This window comes from Nocardiopsis sp. JB363, from assembly GCF_900143625.1.
GTDB lineage: Bacteria > Actinomycetota > Actinomycetes > Streptosporangiales > Streptosporangiaceae > Nocardiopsis.
Genome location: NZ_FRFF01000008.1, coordinates 25,188 through 42,390, shown reverse-complemented (window position 1 = coordinate 42,390; position 17,203 = coordinate 25,188). Strand labels below are relative to the sequence as shown.

The following is a 17,203-nucleotide window of genomic DNA, read 5'->3' as shown; positions in this document are numbered from 1 at the left end:
CCCGACCCCGACCCCGTCCCCACCCCGCCTCGGTTCCGCATCGCCTGCGGAGTACATCGAAGGGATCAGGCCGCGATGAGTTCCGGCTCGGCCCATATGACGGCTTACGCAGCCGTTTTGCTCTTACTCTGTGTCACCGGTTGCTCCATAGCCGCCCCGGAGGCCGAGGAGGCCACCGACACCGAACCCTCCGCTTCCCCCGCCGGTGAGGAGGAGGACGCCCTGGCCGCCTACACCGGAATGTGGGACGCCGTGGTGGCGGCCTCCCACGGGGACGAGGAGGCCTCACGCGCCCTCGACGACCACGCCGTCGGAAGCGCGCGCGAACTCATGCGCACGGCCCTGGCCGAGGCGGCCGCCGGCGGCGAGACCGAGGGGGAACCCGCCTTGGACCCCACCATCGACGTCGAGGGCCCCGAACGCGCGGTGGTCGACGACTGCGTCGACGACTCCGACTGGGGAACCGGCGGGACCAAGGGAACGGCGGGAGCACGACGCGTGGACGCCACGCTCATCCACGACGGACTCGCCTGGCGCGTGTCCGAACTGCGCATCTGGGAAGCAGGATCATGTTGAGACCACTACCCCCCGCGGCGGCCACGGCCGCCGCGGTGCTGGTGCTCGCCACCGTGAGCGCCGCATCACCTGCCCACGCCGACGACGGTTCCTTCCTCGGCAGTGTCGAGTGCGGGAGCTCCGGCGGCAACGGCTGTCAGATCCGGTTGCAGTGGCTGCTGGAACACGGCGGGGCCCCGGGCACACCCGGCACCGACGGGTCCGGCGGCGCCGGCACCGGTACGGGCTCGGACGAATACGGCCACGTCGATTGGGACGCCATCGACTGGGACGACATCGGCGTCGACTGGGAGAACGACATCGACTGGGGCGCCATGGACTGGGACGCCATCTTCGCCGAGGCGGAAGAGGGCGAGGAGGGCACCGACCCCTTCGCGACACTGGAGGAGGCCATGGCCTCCTTCGAACTCCCCGAACCGACGATCGCCACCTCCCCGGGCACCGACTCCCTGATCCTGGTCAACGCCCCGCTGTGGCTGTGGGTCGAACCCGAGGGATGGGACGCCGAATCCGTCTCCGCCGAACTCGGCCCCGAGTCCCTGACCGTGACGGCGGCCCCCGTACGCACCGTCTGGACCATGGGCGACGGCACCACCGTGGAGTGCGAGGGCCCCGGCACACCCTTCGACGCGACGACGCACGAAGCCGACTCCGAGTCCCCGGACTGCGGGCACGTCTACACCTCCGCCTCCGACACCTCCGACGCGACGGGTGAGACCACCCGAACGGTCACCGTCCACGTGCTCTGGGACACCGAGTGGAGCCTCTCCAACGGTGACAGTGGTGCCCTGGACGGACTCGTCAGCACCTCCGAGGTCGACCTCACCGTCCGTGAATCCCACGGACTGGTCACGGACACCCAGTGACCACGGACACCCGGTAACACCGAGAAGAACTGAGACAGACGTGGTCGAGACGACGACGGCCCCGCCCCTCCGGGCGGGGCGCCCCGCACAACAACCCCCCACCGTACGGCTCTCCAGCGGAGGCCCCAAGCGTTGGCGCTGGCTGCTCTTGGCGCTGACCCTGACGACGGCGGGCGCGCTCGGCGGGGTCATCGCCCTGGAACGCCTCGATGACCGGACCGGGGTCGTGGTCGCCGACGGCGACCTGTCCGCCGGCCACATCCTCACCCTCTCCGACCTGCGCGTATCCGAGATGACCATCTCCTCCGACATCTCCTTCGTGGACGCCGGACGGATGGAGGAGATCGTCGGGCAGACCCTCACCCTGCCCGTGGTCGAAGGCGGTGTCGTCCCCGAGACCGGGCTCGGAAGCGACGCGGAGTTCCCCGAGGCCGACCGGGCCCTGGTCGGCGCCACCCTCCAGCCCGGGCGTTTCCCCGCCTCCCTGGGCGCGGGCGCCAACGTCTCGGTGATCGTCGGCGGTGGCGAGGAGACCGAGGAGGGCGCCCCCCAGGCCTACCTCGCCCTGGTACGCACCCTCACCCCCGACCCCGGGGTCGAGGGTGCCGTCAACGCCGAGCTGCTGGTCTCCTCCGCCGACGCCGCGCGCATCGCCGACGCGGCGGCGGCCGGGCAGATCAGCCTCGTCCAGGTCCACCCGCGTGGAGGGCAATGATGACCCGCACGGTCGCCCTCTTCTCCCTGGGCGGATCCCCGGGCGTGACCAGCGTGGGCATGGCCCTGGCCGGGGTCTGGCCGGGGGAGGAGCCCGGGGTCCTGATGGAAGCCGACCCCGCCGGGGGAGCGCTCTCCGTCTGGCGGCGCGTCCCCACCGAACCCGGACTCACCAGTCTCGCCGCCGCCCTACGCCGGGGCAGCGCCGACCTGGAGGAACACACCCAGACCCTGCCCGGCGGCCTGCGGGTCTGCCCGGCGCCGGTGACCGGCGAACCGGCCGATGGCGCGGTGCGTCTGCTGGGCCGTCAACCGCTGTCGTTCTCCACCATGGCCGCGCCGGTCGTCGTTCTGGACCTGGGGCGCCTGACCACGTCCTCCCCGGCCCACGCCCTCGCCGCGCGGGCCGACCACACCGTGCTCGTGGTCTCCGAAGGGCTCACCGAGCTGCGTCGCGCCCGTGAGCACCTGCTCTCCCCGACCTTCCCCGGCCGTGACCTGCGCGTGGTCGTCTCGGGTGGCAGGGGCGGCGTGGGCGAGATCGCGGACGCCCTCGGCCCGGCCGTGTGGGGACGCGTTCCCGCCGATGACCGCTCGGCCCGGTTCCTACGGGGTGAGGGCGACCTCGCCCGTCCCCGGCGCCGCCCTCTGTTCAAGGCGGTCGGCGCCCTGGCGACGGAACTCGACGCCACCGAACCAGAGCGGCCGTTGCCTTCCGTGCCACAGGCGCCGGAGGTGACGGTATGAGCCACCCCGACGGCATCGGAGTGTCCGAACTCGACCGTTTCCTCGACCCGGAGGCCGGCCGGAACGAGGCCCGATGGGTCGCCTACGTGTCCGCCGAGACCGCCAGGCGCATCACCGACGAGACACGCGGCGAGGACCCCGACACCCCGGCCGAGCACCGCGCCCGCGCCGACCGGATCATCGCCAACATCCTCGACGAGGAGGCGCGCGCCGCCCTGGCCCGGGGCCGCGCCCTGCTGGCCCCCGAGACCGAGGCCGCCATCGCCGCCGCCTCGCTCGCCCAGGTCACCGGGGTGGGGCCCCTCCAACCCCTGCTCGACGACCCGGAGATCGAGAACATCAACATCAACGGTGTGGACGCCTGGGTGCGCCTCGCCGACGGCACCCGCCGCCTGCACGCGAACCTGTTCGACGACGTCGAGGACGTCGTGGTCCTGGTCCGCCGTTTGGCCGCCGAGTCCGCGAGCGGAGAACGCCGCTTCGATCCGGGCGCGCCCATCCTGGACCTGCAACTTCCGGGCGGTGAGCGCCTCAACGCGGTCATGGCGGTCTCCCGTCAGCCGTCGGTGTCGATCCGCCGGCACCGGCACACGCATTCGTCGCTGCGCCGACTGGAGAAACTCGGCACCCTCGACCCCGCACTGGTGTCCCTGTTCCGGGCCGCCGTCGCCGCGCGCCGCAACATGGTCGTCACCGGAGGCACCGGCGCGGGCAAGACGACACTGCTGCGCGCCCTCGCCTCGGAGATCGAGCCGACCGAACGCCTGGTCACCATCGAGGACGTCTTCGAACTGGGCCTGGACAAGGACCGCGAGGCCCACCCGGACTGCGTGGCGTTGCAGTCCCGTCCCGCCAACATCGAGGGCGTCGGCGAGATCACCATCGCCGACCTGGTCCGCACCGCGCTGCGCATGTCACCCGACCGCGTCATCGTCGGTGAGACGCGGGGCAGCGAGACCGTACCCCTGCTCAACGCCATGAGCCAGGGCAACGACGGCAGCCTCACCACCCTGCACGCGGCCGGCTCCGCGGGCGCCTTCACCAAGCTGGGCGCCTACGCCGCCCAGTCCGCCGAACGTCTGCCGCTGGAGGCCACCGCCTCCCTGGTGGCGTCGGCGGTGCACCTGGTAGTGCACGTGTCGGCCCTGCCCACCGGCGAGCGCAGGGTCACCAGCGTCCGCGAGGTCGTGGGCGCGGAGGGGCAGAACGTGGTCTCCAACGAGATCTACCGCTACTCCTCTCGCCAGGGTCGCCTGGACGCCGCCCCGCCCAGCCCCGACACCCTCGACGTGCTCACCGACCACGGCTTCGACCCCCAGACCTTGTACGCGCGGACGGCGGGGTGGGGCCGGTGAACACGCTCCTGCTCGCCACCGCCGGCGGCGTCGTCGGCCTCGGTGTGTTCCTGCTGTGCTTCTGGGCGGCTCCACTACTGGTCGAGCGCGCCCGTGACCGTAGACCCCTGCGACTCCCGCGCCCGGGCAAGGTCGTCTTCGCGGTCGCCGCCGGTGTGAGCGTCTGGTTCCTCACCGGCTGGCCCGTGGCCGGGGTGCTGGCCGCCGCCGGGCTCTGGTGGGCCCCGCGACTCTTCGGCGGCGACGCCGAACACAAGGAACAGGTCGAAGGGGTCGAGGCGGTCGCCGCCTGGACCGAGATGCTCCGTGACCTCATGGCCGGCTCCTCTGGCCTGCACCAGGCGATCGCGGCCACCGCGCCCATCGCCCCCGAACCACTGCGCGAGGCCGTCCACCGGCTCGCCGACGACATGCGCGGCGGCCGTGAACCCCAGGAGGCGCTACACGTCTTCGCCGAGACCGTGGACAACCCCACCGGTGACCTGGTCGCCTCGGCCCTGTCCATGTCGGCCACCCGTCACGCCACCGACCTGGGTGTCCTGCTCGGCGCGCTGGCCGAGTCCGCCCGCGACCAGGCGGCGATGCTGGTCAAGGTGTCCGCGAGCCGGGCGCGGCTGCGCACCTCATCGCGCATCATCATGGGCGCCACGCTCGGGATGGGGGCGTTCCTGCTCCTGTTCAACCCCGAGTACCTCGCGCCGTTCGACGGCTTCCTCGGCCAGACCATGCTTGCGGGCATCGGTGCCCTGTGGGCCACCGCCGTGGTGTGGATGACGCGCATGTCCCGCTTCTCCCTCGGCCCGCGCGTCCTCGCCCCCGACCCGGCCAAGGAGGCCGCCCTGTGAACCCCGTGACCGCGGCGGCCCTGGCGGGCGCCGCACTGGGCTTGGCGCTGTGGGCGCTGGCGGCGGCCCGCTGGGCTCGGCCGAGCCTGGCCGAACGTCTGAGCGACCCCGAACCGACCCCCGTGGAAAGACCGCGGCGACAAGAGGACGGGTTCCTCTCCCGAATCGGTCGGGTGGGCGTCCCCCTGCTGCGGGCGGCGGGACTCCCCGGCCCCCGTGCCGTACGGAAACTGCGCGTGTGCGACCGGGCGGCGGGCGGCTACCTCGCGGAGAAGGTGTCCGGGGTCGTGGTGGGCCTGGCCTTCCCCCCGCTGGTCGGCATGCTCCTGGCCTCCTTCGGCGTGCTGCCCCCGACCTTCGTCTCCCTGCTGTCGTGGGGCGGCTTCCTCGTGCTCATGTGGTTCGCCCCGGACCTGTCCCTCAACGACGAGGCGACCAAGCGCCGAGAGGAGATGCGTCGCACCCTGTCGGGCTTCGCCGACCTCGTGGTGGTCTCCCTCGCCGGGGGCGCGGGGGTTAGTGGAGCCCTCACCGATGCCTCCGCGCACGGCGGGGGCTGGGCGATGACCGCCATTCGTGACGCACTACGGGAAGCCTCCCTCACCCGGACCCCCACCTGGCGGATCCTGCGCGACCTCGGGGAACGGTACGACACCCCCGAGTTCGCCGAACTGTCCGCGAGCCTGCACCTGGCCGGCGCCGACGGCGCCCGGGTACGAGGCTCCCTGGCGGCCAAGGCCAGGACCCTGCGCGTGCAGTTCCTCGCCGAGATGGAGGCCACCGCCCAGTCCGCGACCGAACGGATGAGCCTGCCCGTCGTCCTGCTGTTCACCGGGTTCCTGGTCCTGCTGGGATACCCGGCCATGAGCCTCATCCTCTTCCAAACCTGACCCGCTCACCTGGAGAAGCACCATGCAAGACCTGTACGTCCGCATCCTCGCCGCGCTGACCCCGCCCAAGGACGACGGTGGCTACTCGACCGAGACCGTCATCATCACCGCGGTGCTCGTCGGTATCGCCCTCGCCGCGGTCGGTGCCATCGGCAGCGTCGCCAGCGAGCAGATCGCCCTCATCGGCGGCGAGTAGGAGCCACCGTTGCGTCAGTACGAAGACGACCGGGGCAGCGCCGAGCTGGCGATCGCCGCCCCCGCGCTCCTGCTCCTGGTGATGCTGGTCGTCCAGGCCGCACTGTGGACGCATGGCGAACACGTCGCGGCCGACCTGGCACGGCGCACCGCCGAACAGGCGCGCACCGTGGAAGGGGCCACGACGGCGGCCCCGAGTGCGGGAACGGTCCTACAGGACGTCGACGTCTCCGTCGACCGCGGCACAGAGGAGGTCCGCGTCACCGTGACCGGCACCGTCCCCAGCCTCGTACCGGGGGCGACCTGGTCCGTCGAACACGTGTCGGTCGCCCCCGTCGAACGCTTCGTCCCCAGAGGTGACACACCGTGAGGAACCATGACCGGGGCTCCGCGTCGGTGGAGCTCGCCATCGTCACACCCGTCCTGCTGCTCTTCGCGATGCTGATGATCTTCGCCGGGCGCACCGTCGACGCGGGCACCACCGTCGACGAGGTCGCCCACGCCGCCGCCCGAGCGGCCTCCCTGGAACGCACCCCCGGGGAGGCCTCGGCGGCGGCGACCACCATCGCCTCCGCGACGCTTCGGGAACAGGGGTTGGCCTGCTCCGACCACGCGACCAACGTCGACCACGGTGGTCTCACCGCCGGTGGGGCGGTCTCGGTGACCGTGACCTGCACGGTGAGCTTCTCCGACCTGCTCGGGGTCGCCTTCCCCGGCAGCCGCAGCATCGAGGGCGACGCCACCGTCGCCGTGGACACCTTCCGGGGGACCCCATGAACACCGCCACGACGCGGGACGACCGCGGCCAGGTGAGCGCCTTCGTCGTGATCATGGCGCTCGCCTTCCTCCTCTGCCTCGGACTCGTCTACGAAGGCGGGGAACTGCTCCAGGCCCGCCGCCAGACCGCGACGCTCGCCCAGGAGGCAGCCCGCGTGGGCGCCCAACAACTCGACTGGGAGACCTACCGGGAGGGCGCCGAGGAGGTGCCGCTGGACGCCGCCACGGCGGCCTCGGCGGCCCAGGCCTTCCTCGGCTCCGCCGGAGCCGACGGCACCGTCAACGTCAGCGGCGACACCGTGACCGTGACCTGCGCCCTGCCCTACTCGTTCAGTCTGCTCCCCGCCGGCTCGACCACCGTCGAGACCACGGCCACCGCACGCCCCCACACGCAGCCCACCACCCCTTGATCCCACCACAGTGAGGCGGAGATGCACCCTTTGAGCCGGCTCTGCGCGGTCGTGTTCGCGCTCGCTTTCCTGATCGCCCCTCCCTATGTGCTGCTCTGGCACGTGGCCTGGCCCGAGCCGCCCATCTCCTGGGACGTGGCCCTGGCCCACCTGCGCGGGTGGCGGGCCCCACCGGGCGTGCTCACCGCCGCGCTGATCACGGCCTTGTGGGCGCTGTGGGGACTGTTCGCGCTGGCGATCATGGCCGAGGTCGTGGCGCGCCTGCGCGGTGTCGCCCTGCGTCTGCGCCCGCTCGGGCCGCTCCAGGCGATCGCCGCCACGGCCGTCGCGGCCACCGCGGTCACCCCCGCCGTCGCGTTCGCCGACACTGTCGCCCCGGCGGAGCAGAACGAGGACGAGGGCGAGGGCGAGGGCGAGGTGCCCGGGGCCACCCTTGACGATACGGAACAGGGGCCCGTCGAACGGACCCGCACCGTCAGCGGGTTCGAACTGGGGTCCGCGGAGCTGACCGAGCAGATGCGCCAGGACTTGGCGCCCACCGTCGAGATGCTCGGAGACCACTGGGACCCAGATGTTCCCGTCCGGATCATCGGCCACACCGACCCCAGCGGTGACGCCGAACGCAACCAGGAACTGTCCGAAGAACGGGCCCGGGCGCTCGCCGACCACCTGACGGAGTCCCTGGGCGAGGACGCCCCCGACACCGAGGTCACCGGTAAGGGCTCCGACCAGGAGATCGAGGGACCGGCGCAGACCCAACGCCGAGTCGAGATCGCCTACACCCTGGCGCCCACTCCGGCGCCCTCCCCACAGGGAGAGGACCAGGGAGAGACCGAAGCCGAGACCGAACAACCGGTCGTCACCTTGGACAACGCCTCCGCCGCCACCGAGGAGGACGGCCCCCGCGTCGTCGTCCTGGAGGTCCCCGACGGCGGCATCGCCGCGACCGTGGCCTTCACCGGTCTGGCCGGGGGCTACCTGCTGGGCAAGCGGGGCTCCCTCGTGCCGAGGATGGCGCTCAGCCTGCCCCGGCCGCGCCTGCGCGCCGGACGCCCGCATCGTCTGGCGCTCCCACCGACGCCCGAGCGTCCCGTGCCCACCGACGAGATCCACGAGCGCGTGACCCTGGAACTGGACCATGTACCCGGCCTGGGCCTCATCGGCAAGGGCGCCGACGCTGCGGTCCGACGCCTCATCGCCAACGCCCTGGACCCGGCCGAGCCTCTCGCGGTGCGTGTCCTGATCATCGAACGCGAGGTCGTCCGGCTGTTCGGCGCGACCGGTCGAGACCTGCTAAGCGACCGGCCGTGCGAACCGGTGACCATGGTTCCCACGATGGAGGACGCACTGGCGTTCCTGGCCTCGGAACTGCACGCCATGGACGCGCGGGAGCGGGCGCCTCTCGCCCTGATCGCCTCCCCCGACCCGCGCCACGAGCACGCTCTGTCCGGATTGCTGCTGCACGGACAGCACCGTGGCGTCACCGCGGTCATCCTGGGCAGCTGGCCACTGGGCGGCAACTGTGTGGTCGACGCCGACGGGCTGATCTCACAGACCAGCCAACCGCTCAGCACCCTGTTCCACTGTTCCTGGGCCGGGTCGACCGCGGAGGAGGTCCGCGAGGCCGTCATCACCTACCACGAGGTGGACCAGTTGCTGTCGGAGCGGACGGAACGACCATCCTCACGTCGTCAAACCGAGATGTCGGAAGCTGCACGCGGTCGTCCTGTACTCGTCGCTGAGGACTGGGCCGATGACGACGCGTTCACGCCGGTGGGTGATAGCGCCGTTTGGGGTCGGCTCACCCGGGCCTGGAACGAGGAACCCGCGTCCTCGGCTGACGAAGGCTTCGACGAGGCCGTGACCGCCGGCGCGGTGGAGGGCGTGATCACAACCGAGGACACGGGCCGCGAAGCCGGGCACAGGGATGGGAGCGTTCCGGACGACGGAGCCGTTATCGCTGCCGCCTTCGCTGTCTTCCAAGACACGGGTGGAGGTGCCGGCCCGGCCGCTGCCGACGACTACGACGACTCCTGGTGGGAGGAGACCCCATCGGCCATCCCTGCCCTGGGTACCGACATGGACGAGGTCACGGACGTCGCCTCACGTAAGGTGGCCCCCCAGGAGATGGCCCCCGCCCCGGAGACCCGAGAGGGCAAGGAGACCCGGAAGGACGAAAAGGTCCGCCACCAGCGCGTGCCCGGCCGCAAGGCCGGAAGGGTCCGTGTGGTCCGGATGGACGGACCCTCGACCTCGGACACACCGGGGGAGCACTCGGCCTCAATTCCCGAGCGGCCCCGCACGACACAGCGGCCCCTCAAGGAATCCGGGCCGATCCCACAGGAGCCACAGCAGTCCCGCGTCGTCGTCGCCGCGCAGGCCGTCGTCGACCCGGGCATGGCCGGCCATGAATCACCGACCTCCGACAGTCCACAGCCGGTCAAGCCGCGCAGGCCGCGTAAGGCAGGCCCGCGGATGCCCCGGCGGCCTCGAACAGAGGGCTGAGCAAGACCCGGACGGGCGGTTTCGCGCTTTCGTGCGAGCCCGCCCGTCCGGGTCATGTGTCCGTTCGGTTCAGCTCCGGCCACCGCCGGGGGTCGTGGGCATACCCAAGCCGCCACTTATGTCGAAGGCCTCCGGTACGTCCCGCGTCAGGTGGGCCCGGAGTTCTTCGCCTACTCGGAGTCCTTCGGACCCTCGTCTTCGGACCGCGGCGGCTGCTTCCGTTGGAGGTCCTTGCGCTTGGTCGAACCGGTTCGTGCCGACAACGTGCCGTGTGTTCCGGTGATCCGGGCCTGCTTGACGTAGGGGTCGCGCAGGACGGGCGGCTCATCGAGGGCTTCGGGCTCGACGACGACTTCCGAGGTGTCGTGTTCGTCCTCGTCCTGGCGACGTTCGTACTCCTCCGGTGGCAGGACCTTCTTCCACCGGCGCATCCGCACCTGCGGCAGCTCTCCGGCGTCCTCCCTCAGGGCGCGATACATCGCGTACATCTGGAAATAGCCCATGACGAAGAAGGGCAGACCGACGAGGACGATGATCTTCTCCAACGCCTCCAGACCGCCGGTGCCGGAGAAGACCAGCAGGGTCGCGGTCACCACCGCGATGGCGATGGCCCAGAAGATGCGCTGCCCCAACGGGTTGAAGTCCTCATGGCCATTGGCCATCGTGTCGGCGACCAGGGCCGCGGAGTCCACCGAGGTGATGAAGAAGACGATCACCAGGATGATGGCGATCACCGAGGTGAAGCCGACAGCGGGGTAGTGCTCCAAGAACGCGAACAGCGCTCCGGGGATGTCCTCCTGTTCCACGACGCTTTCCACCAGTCCGCCGTCTCCGTGGAGTTCGATGTCGAAGGCGGAGAAGCCGAAGATGCCGAACCACAGCACCGAGAAGCCGGCCGGAACGAGAAGCACCCCTGAGACGAATCCGCGAATGGTCCGTCCCCTGGAGATGCGGGAGATGAAGATGCCCACGAACGGGGACCAGCTGATCGTCCAGGCCCAGTAGAACACCGTCCAGTCGGCCTGCCAGCCGGAGTCGGCGAAGGTGTCGTTCCATAGGGCCAGTTCCGGCAGGTTCATCAGGTAACTGCCCAGCGACTCGATGGTGCCCTTGAGCACGAAGAGGGTGGAACCGGTGACCAGGATGAACACCAACATGGCGATGGCCATCCAGATGTTGATGTTGGACAGGACCTTGATCCCACGGTCCAGCCCCAGAGCGACGGAGATCATCGCGACCCCGCCGACGACGCCGATGATGATCAATTGCCACATGGCGCTCTCGGGGATGCCGAACACCCTGTTGATCCCGCTGTTGATCTGCAGGGCGCCCAATCCGAGAGAGACCGCGATGCCGAAGACCGTTCCGACGATGGCGACGATGTCGATGAATCGGCCGATCGGTCCGTGGATCCCCTCACCGATGATCGGTTGGAAGATCGAGCTGACACGTGGCGGCAGGTTCCGTTTATGGATGAAGTAGGCGAAGCACAATGCTGGCAGCGTGAAGATGGCCCAGGTGTGCAGGGTGAAGTGATAGAATGTGAAGTTCATCGCGTCCGCGGCGGCACCGGCTGTTTCCGGTTCGATGCCCAAAGAGGGACCCCGCGGGGGGTCGCCGAAATGGCTGATGGGTTCGGCCACGCCCCAGAACATCAGGATGCTACCGATGCCGGCGGCGAAGAGCATGGCGAACCACGCAGGTCCGGAGTGCTCGGGCGGCTCGTCGTGCGGACCCAGCTTCACCCGGCCGAATCGGCTCAGGGCGATAAAGATCAAAAAGCCCAGAAACAGGGTGAGGCCGAGAATGTAGAACCAGCCCAGGTTGGCGTACAGCCATTCCGAAGCGACGGTGACGGCCGCGTCGAGTGGCTCGGTGAAGACGATGGTTCCGACCACAAAGGCGATGATCACCGCGGCCGATCCGAAGAAGATCGAGGGTGAGGTACGCAGTCTCAGGAAGTCGTGTAGGCGGGTCAGCAAGTAAACTTCTCCTCGTGCTCGACGCTGACTTAACGGGGTCAAGGTCAGGTGACTCGGCCAGAGTACTGTTCCCGCCGAAGTATTGCTCCTCTCGGCGAGACCATGGCGCCCCGTGCCCGTTTTTGGCGTTATGCGAATTACGTCCCGATAATGGCGATGCGATGTGCAGTCAGGAATACGACCGGGGGAGCAGCGGAGGGCGATCACTCTCGCGGGACGCCCGCGGGGGAGTGGCTCGGTCGGGTGATCGACGATCGTTGGGCGCCACACTGAACTTTCGTTGCCCCACAGCGCGCGGACGTGAACGTTCGTCGGGGTCCGCTTCGTCCCCAAGACGGATGGTTCGACGTCGTCCGTCTAGTAGGTTGATCGGTGTCGGCGAGTAACCACTCGATCACGCGTCGCTCGGAATCCGGGCGGTAGCCACGATCAGGCTCCTCGGGTCGGATCGGCCCTACGGCCGACCTGGGCGACGACGTGTCCGATGAGAGGACCTATCGGGCTCCGGCCCGTGAGTCCGGGAAGAACCGACCGCCCCGAGCGGTCAGCACGGCCTCTCCTCGCCGGGCGCGGGGAGAGTACACAGAAATCCACATTTTGGAGGAAACACATGTCCTTCTCGCAGCGCATCGCCGCCGGACTCGCGATCGGAGCGGCGGCCCTGGCCCTCCCGTTCGCCGCGAGCCCCGCGTACGCGGCCGACTGGGAGATCGCCGGTGGGTTCGGTGAATACGAAACGTGCTTCCTTGAGGGCTACTCCTACATCTACGAGGAAGACAACCACGACTTCACCGAGTTCAAGTGCGAGCGGAACGGTGACGTTTGGCAGGTCTGGGTGCGCTGACCCCGGTGCGCTCATGACTCCCCCACGCGGCGGTGCCGGCTGATTCCGGCCACCCGTCGTTGACATGGAGTTTCGCCCCACCGGAGCCCTTCCGGTGGGGTCTTTCGCGTCGGGGCGTGAACGCGAAGGACCCGAGGCCAGGCACTCCGGACGCCCCCCGCATCGCCCAACGCCGCAGGCGGTCGACCATAGGACCGCACTTCCACATGCCCCATCGGGGACAAGAAGGACGGTAGGCGCCGCGAACCGATAACGCGCCCTACGTCGCCGTTCGGCGAAGCGTCTCGCAGAGGATGCCGATGGCGCTGATCGCCGCGTCGGTCTCCGGACCCGAATCCGCCAGGTGCGTCCGGAGCCCGGGAAGGGTCTCGTGCAGCTCCTCGGCTCGGAGCGCCGCCGCGTCCCAAAAGGCCGCCGCCCCCCACGTGCCGTCGGTGGGAGGGGCCTGCGCCACACGCGCGAACACGTCCGCGATGTCACGTACGACCGAGGCCAGAACCGTCTGTGACCCCTCGGGTGCGGACAGCACCGTCGTCGCTACGAGCGTGCACATCACGGCCACGCCCTCCAAGGGGCCGGCAGCCTCGACCCGCGTCCGGGTCCGTCGGCGCAGATACACCCCTCGGAGGGTGCGGTCAACGATGTGGAGGGCGGCCGACCGAGCCGATTCCAGGTCCGCGATGGCGGTGTGCGTCGAGACGAGCGCGTCCTGGACCTCGCTCTGTGCGTCGTCTCGCTGGTCCGCGACGTGAGCGGTCCTGGCCAATAGTCGGTGCAGATGGAAGGCCAACGCGTGCTCGGCCTGGGAGAGCAGGCGCAGCGGATGGGTGGGGAACACCAACTGGCTGAAGACCAGTGCCACGCCTACGCCCAACGCGGCGTCGAAGAGCCTTTGCGGTCCGCCATCCCCGCCGTAGGGGATGGTCACGGTGAGGATGGCGGCGGCCGCGGCCTGGGCGATGGTCACCCGGGCGGCGCCCACCGCGACGGCGATCAGCATCGCGACCAGGGTGGCCACGACCAGCGCCATGCTGGGTGCACTGACCAGCCACACCGCCGACGCACCGACGACGATGCCGATCAGGGTGCCGGTCAGCAGGTTCACCGCCTGCACCCCGCGGACCCCGAAGCCGGTGTTGAGCGCGACCACGGCGGCGATCGGGGCGAAGAACGGATGATGGTCCCCCTCCACCAGCCACCCGGCCAGGGCCCAGGCCAGTCCCGCGGCGGCCGACTGCTGGAGCACCGACCAGACGTTGGTGCGCACCCGGTCCCAGGCGGGGCGCCAAAAGGACCTGGGTGTCGGACCTGACCGATCGGGTGCGGAACTCATATCCTCACTTATTGTAGATGAGACTGTCGCTGTGTGTGATTGTCCTAGGTGGAATGCCGGATACGACGTCTGGTCGGGTCGGACCGCATGACGGAGGAGGACGCGATCTTGAAGGTGGAACGAGTCACCGATCCGATCACCGAGCATGGCGAGGGGCCTTGCTGGTCCCCGTCCTGGGGCGGGCTGCGCTGGGTGGACATGACCCGCGGTGACGTGTTGGGCCTGACGCCCTCCGGTGATGTCTCCCGAAGGCACGTGGACGACGTCGCCGCGGTCGTACGCCCCCGCGCCGGTGGGGGAGCGATCGTGGGCGTGGAGCGCGGAGTGGCGCTGTTCGACGATCAGGGCGAGGAACAGCGCCGGGTCGAGATCTGGTCCGATCCGGGCATCCGCATGAACGAAGGCGGCTGCGCCCCCGACGGAACCTTCTACTGCGGATCGATGGCCTACGACAAGACACCGGGGACGGCCGCCCTCTACCGCCTCACACCGGAGCTGGAGGTGACCACAGTCCTTCCCCGCGTCACCATCTCCAACGGCATCGACTGGTCGCCCGATGGCCGATTCGCCTACTACAACGACACCGACACCGGTTGCGTCGCCGTTTTCGACTGGGACTCCGACCGTGGCCTGACGGACCGCCGTGTCCTGGCCCGGATACGGGACGGTGGCCTGCCCGACGGCCTGGTCGTCGACGCGGAGGGCGGCATATGGACCGCGATCGTCAACGCCGGCCAGGTGCATCGCTACACTCCCGACGGTGAGCTGGACGAGGTGATCTCGCTGCCGGTCCAGAAGGTCACGGCGTGCACCTTCGGTGACGCGGACCTGGGCACCCTCTACATGACCACGTCCCGGGAAGGCCTGGAACCGGATGAGGAACCGTGGTCCGGCTCGCTCTTCAAGGTCCGCCCCGGCGTCGACGGCCGTCCGGTCCGGGAGTTCGCCGGATAGCGGTGGGCCGAGGAACTCGGTTCGGTGCCTCGGGGCCCTGGTCCCAGGTCGCCGGCTCCACGTCATCCTGAGGACCCGGGTCAGGACACGGCGGTCGGTCAGGCCGCGTCAACGGGACCCTACGTCGACCCCCGTCGACATGTACACCGTGGTCCTGGCCCCGCCCCGTCCCGCCGGACAGCCGTCGCCCGCCGGGGTTCCGCGCACACCGCGCGGGACCCCGGTGGTTCGTGGGTCAGGACGTGATCGAGGATCGGCCGCCCAGGTGGCGGGCGAGGAAGCGTTCGAGCGTGCCGTACAGCTCGATGTTGCTGTCGGCGTTGATGAACCAGTGCCCCTCGTTCTCGTTCAGTAGGTACTCGACCTCGGCGCCACGGGCGCGGAGCGCGTCGACGATCCGGTCGGAGTGGCGGCGGGACACCCGGACGTCGTTGGCGCCGTGGATGAGCAGCACCGGCGCGGTGATGTCGTCGACCCGGCTGATCGGTGAGCGGGCCAGCATGTCGGCCCTCTGTTCGGGGACCTCGGGGTCACCGAAGTAGCGCAGGTAGTTGTTGACGAGGCTGCGGCGGACGAACGGGACCACCCCTTCGGTGAGCTCGGCCAGGTCCGACATACCGGTGTAGCTGACCGCGGCGGCGAACCGGTCCGGGGTGAAGGCGGCCCCTACGAGGGCGGCGTAGCCGCCGTAGGAGGTGCCGTAGATACCGACCCGGTCGGGGTCGGTGTGGCCTTGGGCGACGGCCCAGTCCACGGCGTCGAGCAGGTCGTCGTGCATCTTGCCCGCGAACTCGCCGATCGCGGCCTGGGTGTGGGCCTTGCCGTAACCGGTGGAGCCGCGCATATTGACCTGGAGCACCGCGTAGCCGCGGTTGGTCAGGAACTGCACCTCGGGGTCGTAGACCCAGCTGTCGCGGTACCACGGCCCCCCGTGCACCAGCACCACCGTGGGCAGGTCGCGCTGCTCGCTCCCGATCGGCAGGGTGAGGTGGACGGGCAGGGACAGTCCGTCGCGGGCGGTCAGCGTGATGGGGGTGACCGGGGCCAACCGGGCCGGGTCCAGGTGCGGGAAGGGCCGGAACAGGCGCCGAGCCCGCCCCGTGCCGTGGTCGTAGAACCAGGTCACGCCGGGATCGCGGTCGTGGGTGAAGTCCACGACCCACTTCTGGCCGGTGGCGTCGTTGGACACGAACGCCAGGTCGCCGTCGGAGAGCTCGGCCAGGTGCGGCAGGACCTCGGCGAAGTGCGCGTCCAGCGGGTGGATCTCCTGGCGGGCGCCGAGGTAGCGGGCGCCGAGCAGCGCCCCGGTGGTCGAGTGCACGATCACGGAGGAGGGGACGCGAGGGTCGGCCTCGGAACGTGGGGTGTCCAGGTCGAAGTCGGGGTGGCTGTCCACGTCGGTCTGCTCACCGGTGTCCAGGTCGAGGTGGACCAGGCGGGTCAGGTCCGAGCCGGCGGCCGAGCCGATCCACAGCCCCGTGCCGTCCGGGGTGGGCACGATCGGTGTGACCCCGAAGGGGGCGTCGGTGCCCAGGAACCGTGCGATCGGGCGCGGCTCGCCCTGGTCCCACCGCGAGAAGACGTGGTCGCCGTTCTTCTCGATGGTGTGGGCCACGACCCGGCTGCCGGTGGCCACCCAGCCGAAGACGTCGCCGGGGTTCTCGGCGACGGTGGTCAGATCGCCGGTGTCCAAGTCGAGTTCGAACAGGTCGATCAGATCCGGGCGGCGCTTGTTGAGCTGCACGAAGACCGTCCCGGGCCGGTCCGAGGACAGGCTGATGTCCAACAGTCGCACACCCTCATAGGGGGTGAGGTCGACCTCGGGCTCGTGGGGGCGGTAGAGGTCGATGCGGTACAGGTGGGCGTTCTCGTCGCCGTTCTTGTCCTGTTGGAAGAGCAGGTAGCGGCCGTCGGTGGTCCAGAAGGCGGCCTCGATGTTGCGCTCGGGGTCGGCGGTGACGCGTAGTGCCCCCGAACCCTCGCCGTCGTCGGGGGTGGACCAGTCCGAGTCCGGGTCGCGGACGAACACGTTGAGCCGCCCCTGCCAGGGGGCCAGGTAGGCGACCTTGGTGCCGTCCGGGGACAGCACCGCCCGGCTGCGGCTGGGCGGGCTGAAGAACTCCTCGACGGCGATCAGTTTCGACGGGGTGGTCATGGTGGATCCTTCTGGCCGATGGATGCGAGCACGGCCCAGTCAAAACTCCGACGTC

The 17,203-nt window shown here is 70.0% G+C and carries 17 protein-coding genes; 14 read left to right on the top strand and 3 right to left on the bottom strand.

Translation table 11 applies throughout. The annotated features are described in order from the left end of the window. Positions 1–117 precede the first annotated feature (117 nt). The 12 genes from BQ8420_RS02410 to BQ8420_RS02360 are packed head-to-tail and all read left to right on the top strand — an operon-like array spanning position 118 to position 9,880. On the top strand, positions 118–576 hold the full coding sequence (locus BQ8420_RS02410; protein WP_235005878.1) for a hypothetical protein: 459 nt from the start codon (positions 118–120) through the stop codon (positions 574–576). Continuing rightward, on the top strand, positions 570–1,442 hold the full coding sequence (locus BQ8420_RS02405; RefSeq protein WP_087096137.1) for a hypothetical protein: 873 nt from the start codon (positions 570–572) through the stop codon (positions 1,440–1,442). The genes BQ8420_RS02410 and BQ8420_RS02405 overlap by 7 nt, the downstream gene beginning before the upstream one ends. A gap of 40 nt (positions 1,443–1,482) precedes the next feature. Beyond that, positions 1,483–2,157 (top strand): SAF domain-containing protein, encoded by a 675-nt coding sequence (locus BQ8420_RS02400; protein WP_087096136.1) that lies wholly within the window; start codon positions 1,483–1,485, stop codon positions 2,155–2,157. Further along, positions 2,157–2,903 carry a hypothetical protein gene (locus BQ8420_RS02395; RefSeq protein WP_087096135.1) on the top strand — a complete coding sequence of 249 codons (747 nt, stop codon included), beginning with the start codon at positions 2,157–2,159 and terminating at the stop codon, positions 2,901–2,903. The genes BQ8420_RS02400 and BQ8420_RS02395 overlap by 1 nt, the downstream gene beginning before the upstream one ends. Beyond that, positions 2,900–4,258 carry a CpaF family protein gene (locus BQ8420_RS02390; RefSeq protein ID WP_087096134.1) on the top strand — a complete coding sequence of 453 codons (1,359 nt, stop codon included), beginning with the start codon at positions 2,900–2,902 and terminating at the stop codon, positions 4,256–4,258. Before BQ8420_RS02395 ends, BQ8420_RS02390 begins: the two co-directional genes overlap by 4 nt. Continuing rightward, entirely contained in the window at positions 4,246–5,103 is an 858-nt protein-coding gene (locus BQ8420_RS02385) for a type II secretion system F family protein (RefSeq protein ID WP_087096133.1), read from the top strand. Before BQ8420_RS02390 ends, BQ8420_RS02385 begins: the two co-directional genes overlap by 13 nt. Then, the gene (locus BQ8420_RS02380) at positions 5,100–5,993 is read left to right on the top strand and encodes a type II secretion system F family protein (protein ID WP_200815762.1); all 894 of its coding nucleotides are present in this window, start codon (positions 5,100–5,102) and stop codon (positions 5,991–5,993) included. Before BQ8420_RS02385 ends, BQ8420_RS02380 begins: the two co-directional genes overlap by 4 nt. A 22-nt stretch (positions 5,994–6,015) precedes the next feature. Continuing rightward, on the top strand, positions 6,016–6,189 hold the full coding sequence (locus BQ8420_RS32175; RefSeq protein WP_200815761.1) for a hypothetical protein: 174 nt from the start codon (positions 6,016–6,018) through the stop codon (positions 6,187–6,189). Between the two features lie 9 nt (positions 6,190–6,198). Further along, complete coding sequence (locus BQ8420_RS02375) at positions 6,199–6,558, top strand: TadE/TadG family type IV pilus assembly protein (protein ID WP_200815760.1); 360 nt, start codon at positions 6,199–6,201, stop codon at positions 6,556–6,558. Then, positions 6,555–6,965 carry a TadE family protein gene (locus BQ8420_RS02370; RefSeq protein WP_087096132.1) on the top strand — a complete coding sequence of 137 codons (411 nt, stop codon included), beginning with the start codon at positions 6,555–6,557 and terminating at the stop codon, positions 6,963–6,965. The genes BQ8420_RS02375 and BQ8420_RS02370 overlap by 4 nt, the downstream gene beginning before the upstream one ends. After that, positions 6,962–7,375, top strand: coding sequence for a TadE/TadG family type IV pilus assembly protein (locus BQ8420_RS02365; RefSeq protein WP_087096131.1), 414 nt, complete (start codon positions 6,962–6,964; stop codon positions 7,373–7,375). Before BQ8420_RS02370 ends, BQ8420_RS02365 begins: the two co-directional genes overlap by 4 nt. 21 nt (positions 7,376–7,396) lie before the next feature. Then, the gene (locus tag BQ8420_RS02360) at positions 7,397–9,880 is read left to right on the top strand and encodes an OmpA family protein (protein WP_087096130.1); all 2,484 of its coding nucleotides are present in this window, start codon (positions 7,397–7,399) and stop codon (positions 9,878–9,880) included. A 170-nt stretch (positions 9,881–10,050) separates the two neighbouring features. On the opposite strand, the gene BQ8420_RS02355 is transcribed toward BQ8420_RS02360, so the two are convergent. Continuing rightward, the gene (locus BQ8420_RS02355; protein WP_087096129.1) at positions 10,051–11,862 is read right to left on the bottom strand and encodes a BCCT family transporter; all 1,812 of its coding nucleotides are present in this window, start codon (positions 11,860–11,862) and stop codon (positions 10,051–10,053) included. A gap of 610 nt (positions 11,863–12,472) precedes the next feature. Between BQ8420_RS02355 and BQ8420_RS02350 the strand changes: the two genes are divergently transcribed. After that, on the top strand, positions 12,473–12,706 hold the full coding sequence (locus tag BQ8420_RS02350) for a hypothetical protein (RefSeq protein ID WP_087096128.1): 234 nt from the start codon (positions 12,473–12,475) through the stop codon (positions 12,704–12,706). Between the two features lie 259 nt (positions 12,707–12,965). On the opposite strand, the gene BQ8420_RS02345 is transcribed toward BQ8420_RS02350, so the two are convergent. Further along, entirely contained in the window at positions 12,966–14,039 is a 1,074-nt protein-coding gene (locus BQ8420_RS02345) for an aromatic acid exporter family protein (protein ID WP_160049264.1), read from the bottom strand. A gap of 114 nt (positions 14,040–14,153) precedes the next feature. Here BQ8420_RS02345 and BQ8420_RS02340 point away from each other — a divergent pair, with 114 nt between their 5' ends. Beyond that, entirely contained in the window at positions 14,154–14,993 is an 840-nt protein-coding gene (locus tag BQ8420_RS02340; RefSeq protein WP_235005879.1) for an SMP-30/gluconolactonase/LRE family protein, read from the top strand. A gap of 235 nt (positions 14,994–15,228) precedes the next feature. Here the strand turns inward: BQ8420_RS02340 and BQ8420_RS02335 are convergent, their stop codons facing one another. After that, on the bottom strand, positions 15,229–17,148 hold the full coding sequence (locus tag BQ8420_RS02335) for a S9 family peptidase (protein WP_087096127.1): 1,920 nt from the start codon (positions 17,146–17,148) through the stop codon (positions 15,229–15,231). Positions 17,149–17,203: the final 55 nt, after the last annotated feature.